Source organism: Streptomyces sp. NBC_01276, from assembly GCF_041435355.1.
GTDB lineage: Bacteria > Actinomycetota > Actinomycetes > Streptomycetales > Streptomycetaceae > Streptomyces.
The window spans coordinates 2,258,631-2,277,296 of sequence record NZ_CP108442.1 but is presented as its reverse complement, the minus strand read 5'-3'; the positions used below and the strand labels follow the sequence as shown (position 1 = coordinate 2,277,296).

Sequence of the window (18,666 nt, the reverse complement as noted above, 5' to 3'; positions counted from 1 at the left end):
GTCGAACGAACCCCCGAGCACCGAAGGACCCCAGATGACCCGCGTGATCGCCGGCACCGCCGGCGGGCGGAGGCTGGCCGTGCCGCCCGGCACCGGCACCCGCCCGACCTCCGACCGGATGCGCGAAGGGCTCTTCTCCACGTGGGAGTCCCTGCACGGGGTGGAGGGCTCCCGGGTGCTCGACCTCTACGGCGGTTCGGGCGCCGTGGGCCTGGAGGCCCTCTCCCGGGGCGCGGCCCACACCCTGCTGGTCGAGGCCGACGCCAAGGCCTCCAAGGCCATCCGGGACAACATCAGGACGCTGGGCCTGCCCGGCGCCGAATTCCGGGCCGGAAAGGCCGAGCAGGTCGTGGCGGCGACCGCGCAGGGAGACCCGTACGACATCGTCTTCCTGGACCCGCCGTACGCCGTCGAGCACGGCGATCTTGGGGAGATCCTCCTCACACTCCGGTCCAATGGCTGGCTCACCGACGATGCGCTCGTCACCGTGGAGCGGAGCACGAGGAGCGGCGCGTTCCCGTGGCCCCGAGGCTTCGAGGGGCTCCGGTCCCGCAAGTACGGCGAGGGCACCCTGTGGTACGGCCGCGCCGCCGACACCAGCGAAGAGTCATGATGCCCGCACCGGGGAGCGAGGGAATTCAGTTGCGCCGCGCCGTCTGTCCGGGGTCGTTCGACCCCATCACCAACGGACACCTCGACATCATCGGCAGGGCCTCCCGGCTCTACGACGTGGTCCACGTCGCCGTGATGATCAACCAGTCCAAGAAGGGGCTCTTCACGGTCGAGGAGCGGATCGAGATGATCCGCGAGGCGACCGCCGACTACGGCAACGTCGAGGTCGAGTCGTTCCACGGACTGCTCGTGGACTTCTGCAAGCAGCGGGACATCCCCGCCATCGTCAAGGGCCTGCGCGCCGTCAGCGACTTCGACTACGAGCTGCAGATGGCCCAGATGAACATGGGACTCTCGGGCGTCGAAACGCTGTTCGTGCCGACCAACCCGACCTACAGCTTCCTCTCGTCCTCCCTGGTCAAGGAGGTCGCGACCTGGGGCGGCGACGTCGCCCACCTGCTGCCCGCGCACGTGCACGCGGCACTGACCGAACGGCTGCGCGCGAAGTGACCCGACGGCGGCCGGACCGGGCTTCCCCGGTCCGCGCCGCACGTGCGGCCGGTGGCCCTACAGTCGTCTCGTCAGTGGTCCCGTCCGTCTCAGGACCCGCTTGAGCCAGAGAGAGTGCGAGCCCCCATGGACGTACAGAAGAAGCTCGACGAGATCGTCGCGGCCGTCGGCGGCGCCCGGTCCATGCCCATGTCGGCGTCCTGCGTGATCAACCGTGCGGAGCTCCTGGAGCGTCTCGAAGAGGTGCGCCAGGCCCTGCCCGGCTCCCTCGCCCAGGCCGCCGAACTGATCGGCGGACGCGAGCAGATGGTCGAGGAGGCCCGCCGGGAGGCGGACCGGATCATCGAGTCCGCGCACGCCCAGCGGGGTTCGCTGATCTCCGACACCGAGATCGCCCGCCGCTCGCAGGCCGAGGCGGACCGGATCCTGGCGGACGCGCGCCGCGAGGCCGAGGAGATCCGGGCCGAGGCGGACGACTACGTCGACAGCAAGCTCGCCAACTTCGAGGTCGTCCTCAGCAAGACCATCGGCTCCGTGGACCGGGGCCGCGAGAAGCTCCTGGGGCGCGGTCCGGGCCTCGACGAGCAGGGCTTCGCCGACGCGGACGCCCCCGAGCGCAGTCACGACCCGCAGGAGCAGCGCCGGCAGGCGGACGCGTACGTGGACACCAAGCTGGCGACCTTCGAGGCGGTGCTGGCCAAGACCCTGGAGGCCGTCGGCCGGGGCCGCCAGAAGCTGCTGGGCAGGGTCCCGACGGACGACCTCGGCGCGCACATGGCCGCCCAGGACGCGGCCGGTCTCACCGGGGCCCGCCCGTCGAGCGACGCGGACTTCCTGGCCGGACTGGCCGAGCCGGACCCCGGCCCGGTGCGGGCGCACGTCCCCCCGCAGGCGCAGCCCGCGCCGCAGTACGACGCGTACCCCTACCCGCAGCAGCCGGCCGTCCAGCAGCAGGACGCGTACGCCTACCAGGACCCGTACACGGGCCACTCCTACGGGGCCCCGCAGCAGCCCGACCCGTACGCGGTCTACCAGCAGCAACAGCAGCCCGACCCGTACGGCGCCTACCAGCAGCCCCAGGAACGCCACCCCCAGCAGGTGCCCCAGCAGCCCGCTCTGGACGAGACCAGCTTCTTCGACACGAGCATGATCAACCTGGATCAGCTCCGCCAGTACGAACAGGGGCGGTAGCCCCGGATTGGGCTCAGAGCGAAGCGCCGGGTATCCTGGCTCTTCGGTCGCGCGTATGCACCGCGATCCATGCTGCCCGTAAGCGTCTTCTCGCTCACGCGGCAGGAACTTGATCTTCAGCGATCTGTGAAAGCAGGAACGGCCCTGAATACCCGCCTCGACCACCGCAACCCCCTCGTGTTCGACACGCACGAGCTGGGTCGGCGTCCTGGTGCCATGCAGCGGCTCTCCCGCGAGATCGAGACCCCGGCGGACTTCGGTCTCGTCGGAGTCATCGGAGTGCCGGAAGGCGCCCCGCTGAAGCTCAGCCTCCGCCTGGAGTCGGTCATGGAAGGGGTGCTTGTCACAGGCACCGCCCGTGCATCGGCCGTAGGGGAGTGCGTAAGGTGTCTGGAGGCCGTCGAGCGTGAGCTCAAGGCGGACTTCCAGGAGATGTTCTCGTACCCTGACGCCGACGACCGGACCCGCTCCAAGGCGGAGCCGGCCGACGACGCCGAGGACGACGAGGACGCGCTTTTCCTCGAGGACGGTTTGTTCGACCTCGAACCCGTGCTGCGGGACGCGGTGGTGCTCGCACTGCCGATGCAGCCGGTGTGCCGGGAGGACTGTCTCGGACTGTGCCCCGATTGCGGGACCAGCCTGAACGACGACCCGGACCACCACCATGACGCCGTCGACATCCGTTGGGCGGCATTGCAGGGACTCGTCACCGATCAGGGCGATGAGAAGGACAACATGAGCGGCACTGCCTCTGACGGAGTTCAGGGCGCCGCCGAGAAGCAGGAGAAGTAGCCGTGGCTGTTCCGAAGCGGAAGATGTCGCGCAGCAACACGCGCCACCGCCGGTCGCAGTGGAAGGCTGCGGTCCCCACCCTGGTTTCGTGCGAGCGTTGCCAGGAGCCGAAGCTCCAGCACATTGCGTGCCCGAGCTGCGGCACCTACAACAAGCGCCAGGTCCTCGAGGTCTGAGCGGCTGGTGAGAGGCGCAATGTCTGAGCTGTCCAACGCTGAGAAGCAGGCAGACAGTAACAACGCGGCCTCGTCCCACACGCTTCTGGAAGGGCGGCTCGGGTATCGACTCGAGTCCGCCCTTCTGGTGCGTGCGCTGACCCACCGTTCGTACGCGTACGAGAACGGCGGTCTGCCCACCAACGAACGCCTGGAGTTCCTCGGGGACTCCGTGCTGGGCCTGGTGGTCACGGACACGCTGTACACCACCCACCCCGATCTGCCGGAAGGCCAGCTGGCCAAACTGCGGGCCGCGGTGGTCAACTCTCGCGCACTGGCGGAGGTCGGGCGCGGCCTCGATCTCGGCTCCTTCATCCGGCTCGGCCGGGGCGAAGAGGGCACGGGTGGCCGGGACAAGGCCTCCATCCTCGCCGACACCCTTGAAGCGGTGATCGGCGCGGTCTACCTCGACCAGGGCCTCGACGCGGCCTCGGAGCTGGTCCACCGGCTCTTCGACCCGCTCATCGAGAAGTCCTCCAACCTCGGGGCCGGCCTGGACTGGAAGACCAGTCTCCAGGAGCTCACGGCGGCCGAAGGGCTCGGTGTGCCCGAGTACCTGGTCACCGAGACGGGACCGGACCACGAGAAAACCTTCACCGCTGCCGCCCGCGTCGGTGGTGTCTCGTACGGCACCGGCACCGGCCGCAGCAAGAAGGAAGCGGAACAGCAGGCGGCGGAGTCCGCGTGGCGCGGGATCCGTGCCGCCGCGGACGAGCGGATCGCGGCAGCGGCCGTGGCCGCTGCCGCTCCGGCGCAGGACCCGGCTCCGGCCGGGACCGAGGCCGGGAACGGCGGGGCGCCGACGCCCGTCGACCCGGCACCCGGCGTCTGACCCTTCCTTCGGGACGTTCCCGCCCCGCCCCCCGCTCCGGCGGGGGGCGGGGCGGACCCGTTTCCGGAGGCCGTGGGAGGGGCCGGTAGGCTCGGCCGCAGCGAGCGGATCCGCGTCGAACCCGGAGGAGAACCGTGCCCGAGCTGCCCGAGGTCGAAGTGGTGCGGCGCGGTCTGGAACGGTGGGTGGCCGGGCGGACCGTCGAGTCCGTGGAGGTGCTCCACCCCAGGGCCGTACGCCGCCACCCGGCGGGCGGGGCCGACTTCGCGGCGCGCCTGGCCGGGCAGACCATCGGTGTGCCGAGGCGGCGCGGCAAGTACCTCTGGCTGCCGCTGGAGGAGCGGGACCTGTCCGTCCTCGGGCACCTCGGGATGAGCGGGCAGCTGCTGGTGCAGCCGGCCGGCGCCCCCGACGAGAAGCACCTGCGGATCCGGATCCGCTTCGACGACGACGCCGGGACCGAGCTGCGCTTCGTGGACCAGCGGACCTTCGGCGGGCTCTCGCTGCACGAGACCGTCCCCGGCAGCGCCGAGGGGCTGCCCGACGTCATCGCGCACATCGCCCGCGACCCGCTCGACCCGCTCTTCGACGAGGGGGCCTACCACCTGGCGCTGCGCGCCAAGCGCACCACGCTCAAGCGGGCGCTGCTGGACCAGTCCCTGATCAGCGGGGTCGGCAACATCTACGCCGACGAGGCCCTGTGGCGCGCGAAGCTGCACTACGAGCGCCCCACCGCCACCCTCACCCGCCCCCGGAGCGCGGAACTCCTGGCCAGGGCGCGGGAGGTCATGAACGCCGCGCTGGACGTCGGCGGGACCAGCTTCGACAGCCTGTACGTCAACGTGAACGGCGAATCCGGCTACTTCGACCGGTCCCTCGACGCGTACGGCCGCGAGGGCGAGCCGTGCCGGCGCTGCGGCACGCCGATCCGGCGGCGGGCGTGGATGAACCGGTCGAGCTACTTCTGCCCGCGCTGTCAGCGGCCGCCGCGCGCGGTGTCGTAGGACTGCCGGGAGGTGAGGACCTCGTCCATGCTGCCCTCCAGGAAGTGGATCAAGGAGAGCAGGCGGTCGGCGACCTCGCGGCCGAGCGGGGTGAGCTCGTAGTCGACCCGGGGCGGGTTGGTGGGCTGGGCCTCGCGGTGGACGATGCCGTCCCGCTCCAGGGCGTGCAGGGTCTGGGAGAGCATCTTCTCGCTCACGCCCTCGACCCGGCGGCGCAGCTCGTTGAAGCGGCAGGGGCCGTCGTGCAGGGCGCCGACGGTGAGGCTGCCCCAGCGGCCGGTGACGTGTTCCAGGGTCTCCCGGGACGGGCACGCGCGCGCGAAGACGTCGAACGGCAGGTCGGCCGTGGTGGCGTCGGTACAGACAGGGGTCTCCATAGGGACAGCGTACTCCTGGGCAGCGCTAACTGTCCGCTTGCGCTTTCGAAAAGTTAGTGATTCTCTTTCTCTCGTCGCACCGCTCCGTGCCCGGCGCACGGCGGTGCACCCGCACCCGCTCTTGAGGAGAACCACCATGTCCACCACCGCGTCCGCCCCCGTCGTCTCGATCGCCTACCACTCCGGCTACGGGCACACCGCCGTCGTCGCCGAGGCCGTGCGGGAGGGCGCCGCCGCCACGGGCGCCACGGTCCACCTGATCAAGGTCGACGCGATCACCGACGCCGAGTGGGAACTGCTCGACGGCTCGGACGCGATCGTCTTCGGCTCCCCGACCTACATGGGCACCGCCTCCGGCGCCTTCCACGTCTTCGCCGAGGCCACCTCGAAGCGCTGGTTCGGCGACGTGTGGCAGGACAAGATCGCCGCGGGCTTCACCAACTCCGCCTCCAAGGCCGGAGACAAGCTGAACACCCTGCAGTACTTCCAGATGCTGGCCTCCCAGCACGGCATGAGCTGGGTCAACCTGGGCCTGAAGCCGGGCTGGAACTCCACCGCCGGTACCGAGTTCGACCTCAACCGCCTCGGCTTCTCCTCCGGGGCGGCGGCCCAGACCAACTCCGACGAGGGCCCGGAGGGCGTGCACAAGGCCGACATCGCGACCGCCGAGCACCTCGGCCGCCGGGTCGCCGAGCACGCCCGCGTGGTCCTGGCCGGCCGGGCGGCGCTGGCGGCGTCCGGCGCCTGACCGGTACCGGGGAGGGCGGGCTGCCCGAGGGCCCGCCCGGAATCCGGGCGGGCGGGACCGTCAGAAGCCGAAGTCCTGGGTCCACCAGGGGCCGCCGGCGCCGAAGTAGACGCCCACGCCCAGGGTCCGGTATTCGCAATTGAGGATGTTCGCCTTGTGGCCCGGGCTGTTCATCCAGGCCGCCATCACGGACTTGGCGTCACCCTGGCCGCGCGCGATGTTCTCGCCGCCGAGGCCGGAGATCCCGGCCTTGTCGGCCCGGTTCCAGGGGGTGTTCCCGTCCGGGTCGGTGTGGTCGAAGAAGCCCCGTACGGCCATGTCCTTGCTGAAGGCCGCGGCCAGCGAGGCCAGCGGCGGGTTCGCGCGGACCGGGACGCACCCGGCCTGGGCCCGCTCCTGGTTCACCAGAGTGAGGACGGCGGCCTCCTCCGCGGAGTGCCCGTCGTCGGGCGTCGTCACGGAGGGCTTGGGAGCAGGGGGCTTCGGCGCGGCCGTCTTCGGGGGCGCGGGCTTCGTGGTCTGCGGGGCGGCGCTCTTCTCCGGCTCCTCGGTCGGGGCCGCGGGGGAGGGGGCCGTCGAGGGTGAGGCCGACGGGGAAGCCGAGACCGAAGGGGAGGGGGAGGTCGAAGGGGAGGGGGAGGCCGAAGGGGCGCCCGTCTCGGGGGCGGAGGAGGCGCGACCGGACAGGTTGGCCAGGCCGCCCTGCTGTTCCGGCGCCTGCCGCTCGGGGCTCGCCGACGGCTCCGCCCCGGCCTGCGTCCGGCTCCCGGAGTCCGTGCCCACGTAGGGGAAGGAGCCGCCGACCGGCACGAAGCCGGTCGTGACGGCCGCCGTGCCGAGGGCCACCGCCACGGACACGCCGAGCACCCCGCCCAGCACGGCGGTGCGGCGCCGGACGCCGCGGCGCGGCGTGGCGTGGAGTCGGTGGCGTCCCATCGGCGGCTTGCCTTCCCTCACAAGATCGACCCTGCGCACCCGAACGGGTGAAGCATTGGTGGGGGACTGTAGCCGATGAGTCCAGGGGGGCGATGTGCTCCGGAATCGTTTGCCCCGTTAGCGTTCATGCATGAATGAAGACGTCCGGCTGACCGCCTGGGTACGCGGCCGAGTACAGAGGGTGGGCTTCCGCTGGTTCACCAGGGCCAATGCTCTGGAGATCGGAGGGTTGGTCGGCTTCGCGCTCAATCTCGACGACGGCCGAGTGCAGGTGGTGGCGGAAGGTCAACGTGAGAATTGCCACCGGCTGCTGGACTGGCTCCGCTCCGCCGACACGCCCGGGCGGGTGGACGGGGTGACAGAGATCTGGGGCACACCGCGCGGTGGCTACGACGGCTTCGAGATCCGGTGACCGATCGACCGATCATGGACTGATCGCATCGCCGGATGGACCGCACACGGTCGGAACTGCGCATTCACCGTCGAGGCGTTGCCGGGGAGATCGATTCGTGGAAGGCTCGGAACCGAGGCCGACCTCCCCGCCGCCCGAGCCGGCCGGGCCGCCCGCCGATACAGGGCGTGATCGTGTTGACCGTCAAACTTTTTGGTGAGACGCTGGAAGCCCCGCGCACCTGAGCTGTTTGGCAGTGCTGGCAGTAGTAAGCGCAGTGACTGACAGTCGCTGCCGGACATCCGCGGGTGCGATTCCCTCACGACCCACACCGCTTCGGTCGGTCACTCAGTGTGGAGGACCATCCATCATGGCAAAGGCGCTTCTCGGTTACGTCGGCGGTTCCGACCCGCGACTCCTCGCCGAGATGCGACGGCTTCAGCAGCGCGTCCAGGACCTCGAGTCCGAGCTCGGACGGATCCAGTCCGAGAACGACGCACTGAACGCTGCCGCCGCTCAGCACGGAGACTCGCTGCTGGACAGCATTGACCTCGACGTACCCCAGGCGGAGCCTGCGCTCACCTGATCCGCGCTACTCGTCGTTCCACTCCAGCCCCGCATGATCTGCAAGGGACGCTCCGGCGTCCCTTCTTTCTTTCACCGGCGGCCGTCCCGCTCCGCGTCCTTCCCCGCCGCCTTCCCGCCGCGAGCCCGCATTGGGCCAGGTGGGGGGCCCACTCCTTTAACGTCTGATGTGCCCTGCACCTTCATGGGCGAAACCGAACGTGAAAGGTAGAGTCCGGCGGCGTGCACCTCAAGTCCCTGACCCTGCGTGGCTTCAAATCCTTTGCCTCCGCGACCACCCTGCGCTTCGAGCCGGGCATCACCTGCGTGGTGGGACCGAACGGATCGGGCAAGTCCAACGTGGTGGACGCGCTGTCCTGGGTCATGGGGGAGCAGGGGGCCAAATCCCTGCGCGGCGGGAAGATGGAGGACGTCATCTTCGCCGGGACCACGGGCCGCCCCCCGCTGGGGCGGGCCGAGGTCTCCCTCACCATCGACAACTCCGACGGCGCGCTGCCGATCGAGTACGCCGAGGTCACCATCACGCGGATCATGTTCCGCGGCGGCAGCAGCGAGTACCAGATCAACGGGGACACCTGTCGGCTCCTCGACATCCAGGAGCTGCTCTCCGACTCCGGCATCGGCCGCGAGATGCACGTCATCGTCGGGCAGGGCCGGCTCGACTCCGTCCTGCACGCCGACCCGATGGGCCGGCGCGCCTTCATCGAGGAGGCCGCGGGGGTACTCAAGCATCGCAAGCGCAAGGAGAAGGCCCTGCGCAAACTCGACGCGATGCAGGCCAACCTCGCGCGGGTGCAGGACCTGACGGACGAACTGCGGCGCCAGCTCAAGCCCCTGGGCCGGCAGGCCGCGGTGGCCCGGCGGGCCGCCGTGATCCAGGCCGACCTGCGCGACGCGCGGCTGCGGCTGCTCGCCGACGACCTGGTGGCCCTGCGCGGCGCCCTCGACGCGGAGATCGCCGACGAGGCCGCGCTCAAGGAGCGCAAGGAGTCCGCCGAACGGGACCTGGCCGGGGCGCTGAGGCAGGAGGCGGCGCTGGAGGAATCGGTACGCCGCCTCGCGCCCCGGCTCCGGCGGGCGCAGCAGACCTGGCACGAGCTCTCGCAGCTGGCCGAGCGGGTGCGGGGGACCGAGTCCCTGGCGCTGGCGCGGATCAAGAGCGCGTCGGCGCCGGTGGAGGACGAGCGGCGCGGCCGCGACCCCGAGGAACTGGAACGGGAGGCCACCCGGATCCGGGAGCAGGAGGCGGAGCTGACCGCCGCGCTGGAGGCCGCCGAGCGCGCGCTGGAGGACACCGCCGAGCACCGGGCCGGGCTGGAGCGTGCCCTCGCCGAGGAGGAACGGCGGCTGCGGGACGCGGCTCGGGCCGTCGCCGACCGGCGTGAGGAACTGGCCCGGCTGAACGGGCGCCTGGGCGCGGCCCGCTCCCGGGCCGGAGCCGCCGAGGCCGAGATCGACCGGCTCGTGGCCGCCCGGGACGAGGCGCGGGTCCGTGCGGAGGCCGCCCGTCAGGAGTACGAGGCGCTGGCCGAGGAGGTCGGCGGGCTCGAAGACCCGGAGGTGGAGGCCGAGTACGACGCGGCGCGGGCCGCGTCGACCGGGGCGGAGGCCGCGCTGGCCGCCGCCCGGGAGGCGCTGACCTCGGCGGAACGGTCCCGGGCCGCCGTGTCGGCGCGGCGGGAGGCGCTCGCGCTGGGGCTGCGGCGCAAGGACGGGACGGGGGCGCTGCTCGCTGCTCGCGAACGGCTGGCCGGACTGCTGGGGCCGGCCGCCGAGCGGGTGACGGTCGCCCCCGGGTACGAGGTGGCGGTGGCGGCGGCGCTCGGGGCCGCGGCCGACGCGGTGGCCGTGGCCTCCCCGGCGGCGGCGGCCCTGGCCATCCGCCACCTGCGGGCCGGTGACGCGGGCCGCGCCACGTTCCTGGTGGCCCCGGCCGTCATCCCGGGTCCGGGCCAGGCCCGCGGCGGAGCGATTCCCCTCCCGGGCCAGGCCCCGGACGCAGCCGCTCCGGGTCAGGCTCCGGGCGGGGCGGTCCCGGGCCAGGCCCAGGACGCAGCGGCCCCAGACCGGGCTCCGGACGCTGCGCTCCCCGGCCGGGCTCCCGCGCCGGGCGGCGGTACCGCCCTGCCCGTACAGGACCGGGGTCCGGACGAGGTCCCCCACCCGGCCCCCGCCCCGGCCCCCGGCCACGGGACCGAGGCCGGGGCGACGGAACCGCACGCTCCGGTCCTGACCGCGGGCGGGCCCGCGTGGCGGGAGGCCGCCGCACTGGTGGGCGGGGACGCGGAGGTGCGCCGGGCCGTGGCCTGGGTGCTGCGGGACCACGTCGTGGTCGGCAGCCTGGAGGAGGCCGAAGCGGTGGTGGCCGGGTACCCCGGCCTGGTCGCGGTGACCGCCGACGGGGACGTCCTCGGGGCGCACCTCGCACACGGCGGCTCCGCGGGCGCACCCAGCCTGATCGAGGTGCAGGCCGCAGTCGACGAGGCGGCGGCGGAGCTGGAGCGGCTGGACGGGGAGTGCCGGGAGCTGACCGGGGCCGAGGCGGACGCCCGGGCCCGCCGCGACGCGGCAGCCGCCCTCGCCGAGGAGCTCGCCGAGCGGCGCCGCGCCGGGGAGCAGGCCCGCGCCGGGGTCGCGCAGCAGCTCGGGAGGCTGGCCGGGCAGGCGAAGGGGGCCCTCGGCGAAGCCGAACGCAGCGCCCTGGCCGCGGCCAAGGCCGAGGAGGCGCTGGAACGGGCCCGGGTGGACGTGGCGGAGTGCGCGGAGCGGCTCGCTGCGGTGGAGGAGATGCCCGTGGAGCGGGAACCCGACACCTCGGCGCGGGACCGGCTCGCGGCCGACGGGGCGAACGCGCGGCAGACCGAGATGGAGGCCCGCCTGCAACTGCGTACCCACGAGGAGCGGGTCAAGGCGCTGGCCGGGCGCGCGGACGGGCTGGACCGCGCGGCCCGTGCGGAACGCGAGGCCCGGACCCGCGCGGAGCGGCGCCGGCAGCGGCTGCGCCACGAGGCCGAGGTGGGCCGGGCCGTCGCCGAGGGCGCGCGGCAGCTCCTGGCGCACCTGGCGGTGTCGATCGGCCGCGCGGACCGGGAGCGTACGGCGGCCGAAGGGGCCAAGGGGCTGTGCGAACGGGAGCTCGGCGAGGCCCGGGGCCGGGGCCGTGACCTGAAGGCCGAGCTCGACAAGCTCACCGACTCCGTGCACCGGGGAGAGGTGCTGGGCGCCGAGAAGCGGCTGCGGATCGAGCAGCTGGAGACCAGGGCGCTGGAGGAGCTGGGCGTGGAGCCGGCGGCCCTGGTCGCGGAGTACGGGCCGGACCAGCCGGTCCCGCCGTCCCCGCCGGCCGAGGGCGAGGTCCTTCCGGAGGATCCGCAGGACCCCCGCAACCGGCCCGGCCCGTTCGTCCGTGCGCAGCAGGAGAAGCGCCTGAAGTCGGCGGAGCGCGCCTACCAGCAGCTCGGCAAGGTCAACCCGCTCGCGCTGGAGGAGTTCGCGGCGCTGGAGGAGCGGCACCAGTTCCTCAGCGAGCAGCTCGACGACCTGCGCAAGACGCGGGCCGATCTCCTTCAAGTGGTGAAGGAGGTGGACCGGCGGGTGGAGCAGGTCTTCACCGAGGCCTACCACGACACCGCCCGCGAGTTCGAGGGCGTGTTCTCGCGGCTGTTCCCCGGCGGCGAGGGCCGGCTCGTGCTCACCGACCCGGACGACATGCTGGCGACCGGCGTGGACGTCGAGGCCCGCCCGCCGGGCAAGAAGGTCAAGCGGCTGTCCCTGCTGTCGGGCGGCGAGCGCTCGCTGACGGCCGTGGCACTGCTGGTCTCCATCTTCAAGGCCCGGCCCAGCCCGTTCTACGTGATGGACGAGGTCGAGGCGGCCCTGGACGACACGAACCTCCAGCGGCTGATCCGGATCATGGTGGAGCTCCAGGAGAGCTCGCAGCTGATCGTCATCACGCACCAGAAGCGGACGATGGAGGTCGCGGACGCGCTCTACGGCGTCTCGATGCAGGGCGACGGCGTCTCGAAGGTGATCAGCCAGCGGCTGCGCTGAACCCCTTCAGTTTTCAAGAAGTGAAGTCAATGTTCCGACAGGCCGCTTAACCCGACCTTCACATCAGCTATTGACTTCAGGAAATGAACGCATAGGCTCGCTCCGCTGTCTCCCGGTCTTCCGGTGGTGCCCGATCTTGACCTGTGCGCCACTAGGAGAACGGACGAAACCCCCACGGAGCACACCTTGACCAGCAGCACAGCGAAGACGCCCGCGCCCGGTGGGCAGAGCCCGCACCCCGAGCACCTCGGGCACGTCATCTTCATCACCGCGGCCGCGGCCATGGGCGGATTCCTCTTCGGATACGACAGCTCCGTCATCAACGGCGCGGTCGAGGCGATCCGGGACCGCTTCGACGTCGGGTCCGCCGTCCTCGCCCAGGTGATCGCGGCGGCGCTGATCGGCTGCGCCTTCGGCGCGGCCACGGCCGGCCGCATCGCCGACCGGATCGGCCGGATCCGCTGCATGCAGATCGCCTCGGTCCTCTTCACCGCGAGCGCCATCGGTTCCGCGCTGCCGTTCGCCCTCTGGGACCTCGCCATGTGGCGCATCATCGGCGGCTTCGGCATCGGCATGGCCTCGGTCATCGGCCCCGCCTACATCGCCGAGGTCTCGCCGCCCGCCTACCGCGGCCGGCTCGCCTCCTTCCAGCAGGCCGCGATCGTCATCGGCATCGCCGTCTCGCAGCTGGTCAACTGGGGCATCCTCAACCTCGCCGACGGCGACCAGCGCGGTGAGCTCGGCGGCCTGGAAGCCTGGCAGTGGATGCTCGGCGTCATGGTGGTCCCGGCCGTCCTTTACGGCCTGCTGTCCTTCGCGATCCCCGAGTCCCCGCGCTTCCTCGTCTCGGTCGGCCGCATGGAGAAGGCCAAGACGGTGCTGCGCGAGGTGGAGGGCGACAACATCGACGCCGACGCCCGGGTCCGCGAGATCGACAGCGCCATCCACTCGGAGCACAAGCCGAGGTTCACGGACCTGCTCGGCGGCCGCTTCGGCTTCCTGCCGATCGTCTGGATCGGTATCGGCCTGTCGGTCTTCCAGCAGCTCGTCGGCATCAACGTGATCTTCTACTACAGCTCGTCGCTGTGGCAGTCGGTCGGCATCGACCCGAGCTCCTCGTTCCTGTACTCCTTCGAGACCTCCGTCGTGAACATCATCGGTACGGTGATCGCGATGCTGCTGGTCGACCGCATCGGCCGCAAGCCGCTGGCCCTCATCGGCTCCGCCGGCATGGCGATCTCCCTCGGGTGCGCAGCCTGGGCCTTCTCCTACAAGGACACCAGCGGCGGCGAGATCGCCCTGCCGCACACCCAGGGGCTGGTCGCCCTCATCGCGGCCAACTGCTTCGTCCTCTTCTTCGCCCTGTCCTGGGGCGTGGTGGTCTGGGTGCTGCTCGGCGAGATGTTCCCGGGCCGCATCCGCGCCGCGGCCCTCGGCGTGGCCGCGTCCGCACAGTGGATCGCCAACTGGGTCATCACGGTGTCGTTCCCGAGCCTCTCGGACTGGAACCTGTCCGGCGCCTACCTGATCTACACGTTCTTCGCCCTGCTCTCGATCCCGTTCATCCTCAAGTGGGTGCCGGAGACCAAGGGCAAGGCGTTGGAGGAGATGGGGTAACCATCCCCCGCCACCACCCCTCTCCTCCGCGGGCGCTGCCCCGGCTCAGTCCTTGAGCCGGGGCAGTACCCGTTCACACAGCAGCCGCAGGCTGCGCCTGCCCTCGTCCAGCGGCATCCCCCCGCACAGCGGGTGCAGCACCAGGTTCCCGGCCTCGCCCGCGCCCCTTCCGTACGCCACCGCCTCGTCCGGGGTCAGGACCCGGTACACGCCCTCCGCGCGCAGCTCCTCGACCGACCGCGCGCCCGACCTGACCGCGCTGCGGATGTCCTTGGACTGCCAGGAGGCGTACGTGGCCGCCTCGTGCAGGAAGTGGTGCCCGTACTCCGCCCAGACCCGGTCCGGGTCCTCGGCGACGTGCAGCAGCGGGGTCTCGGCCGCGGGCATCATGCAGAACCCCTCCGTGCCGTACTCCGCCAGCCGGGCGCGGTAGTACTCCTCCAGCTCCGGCAGGTGCGCGCTGGGGAAGAACGGCAGCCCGAGCCGGGCCGCGCGCCGGGCCGCGGCCTCGGAGCTGCCCCCGACCAGCAGCAGCGGGTGCGGCCGGGTGAAGGGGCGCGGGGCCACCCGTACGGTCCGGCCGCGGAAGGTGAACGGCTCGCCGGTCCAGGCCTTCAGCAGGGTCTCCAGCAGCTCGTCCTGGAGCCGGCCGCGCCGGCCCCACTCCACGCCGTGCTGCTCGTACTCCTCGGGCCGGTACCCGATGCCGGCCACCGTCACCAGCCGGCCGCCGCTGAGCAGGTCCAGTACGGCGATGTCCTCGGCGACCTTGAGCGGGTCGTGGAGCGGGCCGATGATCGCCGACACGGTGACCGCGATCCGGCGGGTGGCGCCGAACACGGCGCCCGCGAAGGCGAAGGGGGAGGGCAGCCAGTTGTTGGCGGTGCCGTGGTGCTCCTCGGTCTGGACGGTGTCGATGCCGAGGCCGTCCGCGTACTTCGCCATCTCCAGGGCGGCCCGGTAGCGGGCCGAGAGGGTCTCGGGGGTGCCGTGCGGGTCGACGAGATTGAACCGGACCACGGTGATGGGCATGGAGAGTCCCCCTTCGCCGGAGGTGGGTGGGCGGGCGAAGGGGGACGGTAGCTGACGTGGCGTCAGTTGGACAGGGATCCGGCGGGTGCGGACTCCTCGGCGGCGGCCGGCGCGGCTGCCGGGGCCGGGGTGCGGGGCAGTACCGCGTAGAGCAGGCCGGAGGTCAGGATGCCGGTCACCCAGCCGAGGCCGTTCTCCCCGATCCAGGTGGAGGCGAGCGGCCCGCTGAACCAGTCCACCCTGGTGAACAGCAGCCCGGCCACCAGGGCCGCGCCCCAGGCCGTCATGGCCTGCCAGGCGAAGCCGCCCCTGTACCAGTAGGCGCTGCTCGGCGTGGTGTCCAGCAGGGCCGGGCCGTCGTAGGAGGTGCGGCGCAGCATGTCCACGCCGAAGACGCCGATCCAGGCGCTGAAGGCCACGGCCAGCAGGGTCAGGAAGGAGATGAACGAGCCGAAGAAGCCGGTCGCGACCACCATCAGCAGGAAGCCGAAGACCAGGCTGATGACGGCGTTGACGCTGACCGCGGCGGCGCGCGGCACCCTGATGCCCAGGGTCTGCGCGGTGAAGCCGGCGGAGTACATGGACATCGAGTTGATCAGCAGCATGCCGACGAGGGCGATGAGCAGGTACGGGACCGCGATCCAGGTCGGCAGCAGCTCGCCGATGAAGGAAACCGGGTCCTGGGCGCCCGCCAGGTCCGGGGTGCCGACGGCCATCACCGCGCCCATCAGCACCATCGGCAGCACGACCACGCCCGCGCCGCCGATCGTCGCGCCGACCAGCCCCCTGGAGGAGGCGTCGCGGGGCAGGTAGCGGGTGAAGTCGGGGCCCGAGGGGACCCAGCTGATGCCGCCTGCCGCGATGGTGCCGATGCCCGCGATCATCATCGTCGTGGAGCCGGCCGGCTTGGCGAAGACGGCGGCCCAGTCGGTGGTGAAGAGCAGGTAGCCCAGGACCAGCACGCTGAACGCGCCGAAGAGGTACGTCGACCACTTCGAGCAGACGCGCAGCGCGTTGATGCCGAGCCCCGAGACCACGAAGGTGCAGCCCACGAAGAAGAGCAGGGTGACCACGATCAGCGGGGTGTTGGCCCTGACGCCGAAGAGCAGGTCGAGGACGGTCAGGACGGCGTAGGCGCCGCTGACCGCGTTGATGGTCTCCCAGCCCCACCGGGCCACCCAGATCAGGGCGCCGGGGAAGAGGTTGCCGCGCTGGCCGAAGACGGCCCGCGAGAGCGCCATGCCGGGGGCCCCGCCGCGCTTCCCGGCGATGGATATCAGGCCGACCATGCCGTACGAGACGACCGGCGCGGCGACCGCGACGACCAGCACCTGCCAGATGTTGAGCTTGTTGAAGATCACCAGGCCCGCGCCCATGGTGAGCAGCAGCACGCTGATGTTGGCGGCCACCCAGGTGGGGAAGAGCTCGCGGACCCGGCCGCCGCGTTCGCCGTCGGGTACGGGTTCCAGGCCCCGGCTCTCGACTGCGCCGTCGACGGCGGTCTCTTCGGCAGGCACGCGGTACTCCCTGGGGGTGGGGCATGGGACAAGCCGTCCATCATCATGGATGTGACGTTAAAACCACAAATGGCGGCTTTCGGTTCCGGTGGGAACGTCCAAGGTCCGGGGCCCGGGGCGACCCGTGGCCGATACTGGGGTGGTTATGGAAATCCTGATCCTTGCTGTAGTCATCGCCCTGGTCGCGGTCGGTGTGATCAGCGGGCTCGTGGTCAGCAGCCGCAAGAAGAAGCAGCTGCCCCCCACGGCGCCGCCGAGCACGCCGACCATCACTGCCCCGCCTGCCGAACCGCAGGTGGGGGAGGACGCCGTAGAGACGGCGGAAGAGCCGCGCCGCACCATCGAGGAGGTCGGGCTCCCGACGGCGGAGGCCGAGGCTCCGGTCGAGGAGCCGGCGGCGGAGCCCGAGGCCCCGGCCGCACCCGAGATCGAGGTGCCCGAGCCCACCGCCGGCCGCCTGGTCCGGCTGCGCGCACGGCTCGCCCGTTCCCAGAACTCGCTCGGCAAGGGGCTGCTCACGCTGCTCTCGCGCGAGCACCTCGACGAGGACACCTGGGAGGAGATCGAGGAGACCCTCCTCATCGCCGACGTCGGCGTCGTGCCGACCCAGGAGCTGGTGGACCGGCTCCGGGAGCGGGTCAAGGTGCTCGGCACCCGTACCCCCGCCGATCTGCGCACGCTGCTGAAGGAGGAGCTGCTGACCCTGGTCGGCACCGACTTCGACCGCGCCGTGAAGACCGAGAGCGGCGTGGACACCCCCGCCGTCGTCATGGTCGTCGGTGTCAACGGCACCGGCAAGACCACCACCACCGGCAAGCTGGCCCGTGTGCTCGTCGCCGACGGCCGCAGCGTGGTGCTCGGCGCCGCCGACACCTTCCGTGCCGCCGCCGCCGACCAGCTGCAGACCTGGGGCGAGCGGGTCGGGGCGCGCACCGTGCGCGGCCCCGAGGGCGGCGACCCCGCCTCCATCGCCTACGACGCGGTCAAGGAGGGCATCGCCGAGGGCGCGGACGTGGTCCTCATCGACACAGCCGGCCGCCTGCACACCAAGACCGGTCTCATGGACGAGCTCGGCAAGGTCAAGCGCGTCGTCGAGAAGCACGGCCCGCTGGACGAGGTCCTGCTGGTCCTCGACGCCACCACCGGCCAGAACGGCCTGACCCAGGCGCGCGTCTTCGCCGAGGTCGTGGACATCACCGGCATCGTCCTGACCAAGCTGGACGGCACCGCCAAGGGCGGCATCGTCGTCGCCGTCCAGCGCGAGCTCGGCGTCCCGGTCAAGCTCGTCGGCCTCGGCGAGGGCCCGGACGACCTGGCCCCCTTCGAGCCGGAAGCCTTCGTGGACGCCCTGATCGGCGACTGAGGACCGGCTCCGTGCCCGGCCCCGTCACGCGTACCAGTGCCCCCGCATCCGCGCCGGATGCGGGGGCACCGGTGTCCGTGGGGGCCTCAGCGCCGGAAGCGGTGGCAGGTGTAGGCCAGGGTGCCCAGCAGCAGGCGGGCCTGCGGCGGACCGCCCGCGCAGTCCAGCGCGGGCCGGCGCAGCCAGCCGGCCGGGCCCAGGCCCGCGTGGTCGCTGGGCGGGGCGGTCAGGAAGGCGCCGTGGCCCAGGGCGCGCAGGTCCAGATCGGCGTCGTCCCAGCCCATCCGGTACAGCAGCTGCGGCAGCTCGGCGGCGGCGCCCGGGGCGACGAAGAACTGCGCGCGGCCGTCCGGGGTCACCGTGACGGGCCCCAGCGGAAGCCCCATGCGTTCCATCCGGACCAGTGCCCGCCGCCCGGCCTCGGCCGAGACCTCGATCAGGTCGAAGGCGCGGCCCACGGGCAGCAGGATCGCCGCGCCGGGGTACTCGCCCCAGATCTCGGTGACCTCGTCCAGGGTGGCGCCCCCGGGGACGGTGGGAGCGAAGTCCAGCGGATGAGCCCCCGGAGCGGCGCAGTCCGTATGGCCGCAGGAGCAGTCCCGGGCCGGAGCCGCGGCGCGGGCGCCGGGAACGGCGTCCCAGCCCCACAGTCCCGTGTACTCCGCCACGGTCGTGCACTCCGAGGTCCGGCCGCGGCGCCGGACGCCGGAACGGAACTCCTTGGTGCCGCGGCTGCCGCCGATCGTGAAGCCCATGCCCATGCCCCCTCCAACGGGTCGGACGCGCCGGTGGTTACGACGTCGGCGGGACCGGTCGGCCGGGCGGGTGCGGTACGCCTTCCACCGGGGCCGCCCGGCGCACTCCTCGCCGCGCGCGCCCCCTGCGCACTCCCGT

General features: G+C 72.1%; 18 protein-coding genes. 13 read left to right on the top strand and 5 right to left on the bottom strand.

The genetic code is table 11. The annotated features are described in order from the left end of the window. The first annotated feature begins 34 nt into the window (after window positions 1-34). From rsmD to mutM, 7 genes are all read left to right on the top strand, one after another. Window positions 35-613, top strand: a complete 579-nt coding sequence (gene rsmD, locus OG295_RS09500; RefSeq protein ID WP_371676486.1) for a 16S rRNA (guanine(966)-N(2))-methyltransferase RsmD — start codon at window positions 35-37, stop codon at window positions 611-613. Window positions 614-642: 29 nt separating this feature from the next. Further along, window positions 643-1,122 carry a pantetheine-phosphate adenylyltransferase gene (coaD, locus tag OG295_RS09495; RefSeq protein ID WP_351829746.1) on the top strand — a complete coding sequence of 160 codons (480 nt, stop codon included), beginning with the start codon at window positions 643-645 and terminating at the stop codon, window positions 1,120-1,122. A 126-nt stretch (window positions 1,123-1,248) separates the two neighbouring features. Next, on the top strand, window positions 1,249-2,313 hold the full coding sequence (locus OG295_RS09490) for a cell division initiation protein (RefSeq protein WP_371676485.1): 1,065 nt from the start codon (window positions 1,249-1,251) through the stop codon (window positions 2,311-2,313). 144 nt (window positions 2,314-2,457) lie between these two features. Continuing rightward, complete coding sequence (locus OG295_RS09485; protein ID WP_266844066.1) at window positions 2,458-3,105, top strand: DUF177 domain-containing protein; 648 nt, start codon at window positions 2,458-2,460, stop codon at window positions 3,103-3,105. A 2-nt stretch (window positions 3,106-3,107) separates the two neighbouring features. Further along, window positions 3,108-3,281, top strand: a complete 174-nt coding sequence (gene rpmF / locus OG295_RS09480; RefSeq protein WP_003965982.1) for a 50S ribosomal protein L32 — start codon at window positions 3,108-3,110, stop codon at window positions 3,279-3,281. Between the two features lie 19 nt (window positions 3,282-3,300). Next, entirely contained in the window at window positions 3,301-4,152 is an 852-nt protein-coding gene (gene rnc, locus OG295_RS09475) for a ribonuclease III (protein WP_371676483.1), read from the top strand. A gap of 134 nt (window positions 4,153-4,286) precedes the next feature. Continuing rightward, window positions 4,287-5,156, top strand: a complete 870-nt coding sequence (gene mutM / locus OG295_RS09470; protein WP_371676482.1) for a bifunctional DNA-formamidopyrimidine glycosylase/DNA-(apurinic or apyrimidinic site) lyase — start codon at window positions 4,287-4,289, stop codon at window positions 5,154-5,156. Here mutM and OG295_RS09465 read toward each other — a convergent pair. Beyond that, window positions 5,129-5,533, bottom strand: coding sequence for a winged helix-turn-helix transcriptional regulator (locus OG295_RS09465; protein WP_371676481.1), 405 nt, complete (start codon window positions 5,531-5,533; stop codon window positions 5,129-5,131). The genes mutM and OG295_RS09465 overlap by 28 nt on opposite strands. Before the next feature lie 136 nt (window positions 5,534-5,669). Here OG295_RS09465 and OG295_RS09460 point away from each other — a divergent pair, with 136 nt between their 5' ends. After that, on the top strand, window positions 5,670-6,281 hold the full coding sequence (locus OG295_RS09460; protein WP_371676480.1) for a flavodoxin family protein: 612 nt from the start codon (window positions 5,670-5,672) through the stop codon (window positions 6,279-6,281). 60 nt (window positions 6,282-6,341) lie between these two features. Here the strand turns inward: OG295_RS09460 and OG295_RS09455 are convergent, their stop codons facing one another. Next, a complete protein-coding gene (locus OG295_RS09455; RefSeq protein ID WP_371676479.1) occupies window positions 6,342-7,217 on the bottom strand; it encodes a CAP domain-containing protein in 876 nt (291 codons plus the stop codon). 130 nt (window positions 7,218-7,347) lie between these two features. On the opposite strand from OG295_RS09455, the gene OG295_RS09450 reads away from it, so the two are divergent. The 4 genes from OG295_RS09450 (at window position 7,348) to OG295_RS09435 (ending at window position 13,860) form a co-directional block, all read left to right on the top strand. Then, entirely contained in the window at window positions 7,348-7,629 is a 282-nt protein-coding gene (locus tag OG295_RS09450) for an acylphosphatase (protein ID WP_371676478.1), read from the top strand. Window positions 7,630-7,978: 349 nt separating this feature from the next. After that, entirely contained in the window at window positions 7,979-8,194 is a 216-nt protein-coding gene (locus OG295_RS09445; protein ID WP_030227372.1) for a hypothetical protein, read from the top strand. Between the two features lie 221 nt (window positions 8,195-8,415). After that, window positions 8,416-12,243, top strand: a complete 3,828-nt coding sequence (locus OG295_RS09440) for an AAA family ATPase (RefSeq protein WP_371676477.1) — start codon at window positions 8,416-8,418, stop codon at window positions 12,241-12,243. 186 nt (window positions 12,244-12,429) lie between these two features. Beyond that, complete coding sequence (locus OG295_RS09435) at window positions 12,430-13,860, top strand: sugar porter family MFS transporter (protein WP_371676476.1); 1,431 nt, start codon at window positions 12,430-12,432, stop codon at window positions 13,858-13,860. Between the two features lie 45 nt (window positions 13,861-13,905). On the opposite strand, the gene OG295_RS09430 is transcribed toward OG295_RS09435, so the two are convergent. Both OG295_RS09430 and OG295_RS09425 read right to left on the bottom strand, forming a co-directional pair. After that, a complete protein-coding gene (locus tag OG295_RS09430) occupies window positions 13,906-14,892 on the bottom strand; it encodes an LLM class flavin-dependent oxidoreductase (RefSeq protein WP_371676475.1) in 987 nt (328 codons plus the stop codon). A gap of 62 nt (window positions 14,893-14,954) precedes the next feature. Then, a complete protein-coding gene (locus OG295_RS09425) occupies window positions 14,955-16,409 on the bottom strand; it encodes a cytosine permease (protein ID WP_371676474.1) in 1,455 nt (484 codons plus the stop codon). A gap of 145 nt (window positions 16,410-16,554) precedes the next feature. Between OG295_RS09425 and ftsY the strand changes: the two genes are divergently transcribed. Continuing rightward, entirely contained in the window at window positions 16,555-17,772 is a 1,218-nt protein-coding gene (ftsY, locus tag OG295_RS09420; RefSeq protein WP_371676473.1) for a signal recognition particle-docking protein FtsY, read from the top strand. Window positions 17,773-17,858: 86 nt separating this feature from the next. On the opposite strand, the gene OG295_RS09415 is transcribed toward ftsY, so the two are convergent. Then, window positions 17,859-18,527 (bottom strand): bifunctional DNA primase/polymerase, encoded by a 669-nt coding sequence (locus tag OG295_RS09415; protein ID WP_371676472.1) that lies wholly within the window; start codon window positions 18,525-18,527, stop codon window positions 17,859-17,861. Between the last annotated feature and the right edge of the window lie 139 nt (window positions 18,528-18,666).

What these genes read in the sequence shown, in the direction of transcription:
- rsmD (WP_371676486.1), top strand. Translation starts at nt 35, where the DNA reads ATGACCCGCGTGATCGCCGGCACCGCCGGCGGGCGGAGGCTGGCCGTG.
- rnc (WP_371676483.1), top strand. Translation starts at nt 3,301, where the DNA reads ATGTCTGAGCTGTCCAACGCTGAGAAGCAGGCAGACAGTAACAACGCG.
- OG295_RS09460 (WP_371676480.1), top strand. Translation starts at nt 5,670, where the DNA reads ATGTCCACCACCGCGTCCGCCCCCGTCGTCTCGATCGCCTACCACTCC.
- ftsY (WP_371676473.1), top strand. Translation starts at nt 16,555, where the DNA reads ATGGAAATCCTGATCCTTGCTGTAGTCATCGCCCTGGTCGCGGTCGGT.
- OG295_RS09465 (WP_371676481.1), bottom strand. Translation starts at nt 5,533, where the DNA reads ATGGAGACCCCTGTCTGTACCGACGCCACCACGGCCGACCTGCCGTTC.
- OG295_RS09490 (WP_371676485.1), top strand. Translation starts at nt 1,249, where the DNA reads ATGGACGTACAGAAGAAGCTCGACGAGATCGTCGCGGCCGTCGGCGGC.
- OG295_RS09455 (WP_371676479.1), bottom strand. Translation starts at nt 7,217, where the DNA reads ATGGGACGCCACCGACTCCACGCCACGCCGCGCCGCGGCGTCCGGCGC.
- OG295_RS09430 (WP_371676475.1), bottom strand. Translation starts at nt 14,892, where the DNA reads ATGCCCATCACCGTGGTCCGGTTCAATCTCGTCGACCCGCACGGCACC.
- OG295_RS09450 (WP_371676478.1), top strand. Translation starts at nt 7,348, where the DNA reads ATGAATGAAGACGTCCGGCTGACCGCCTGGGTACGCGGCCGAGTACAG.
- OG295_RS09445 (WP_030227372.1), top strand. Translation starts at nt 7,979, where the DNA reads ATGGCAAAGGCGCTTCTCGGTTACGTCGGCGGTTCCGACCCGCGACTC.
- OG295_RS09415 (WP_371676472.1), bottom strand. Translation starts at nt 18,527, where the DNA reads ATGGGCTTCACGATCGGCGGCAGCCGCGGCACCAAGGAGTTCCGTTCC.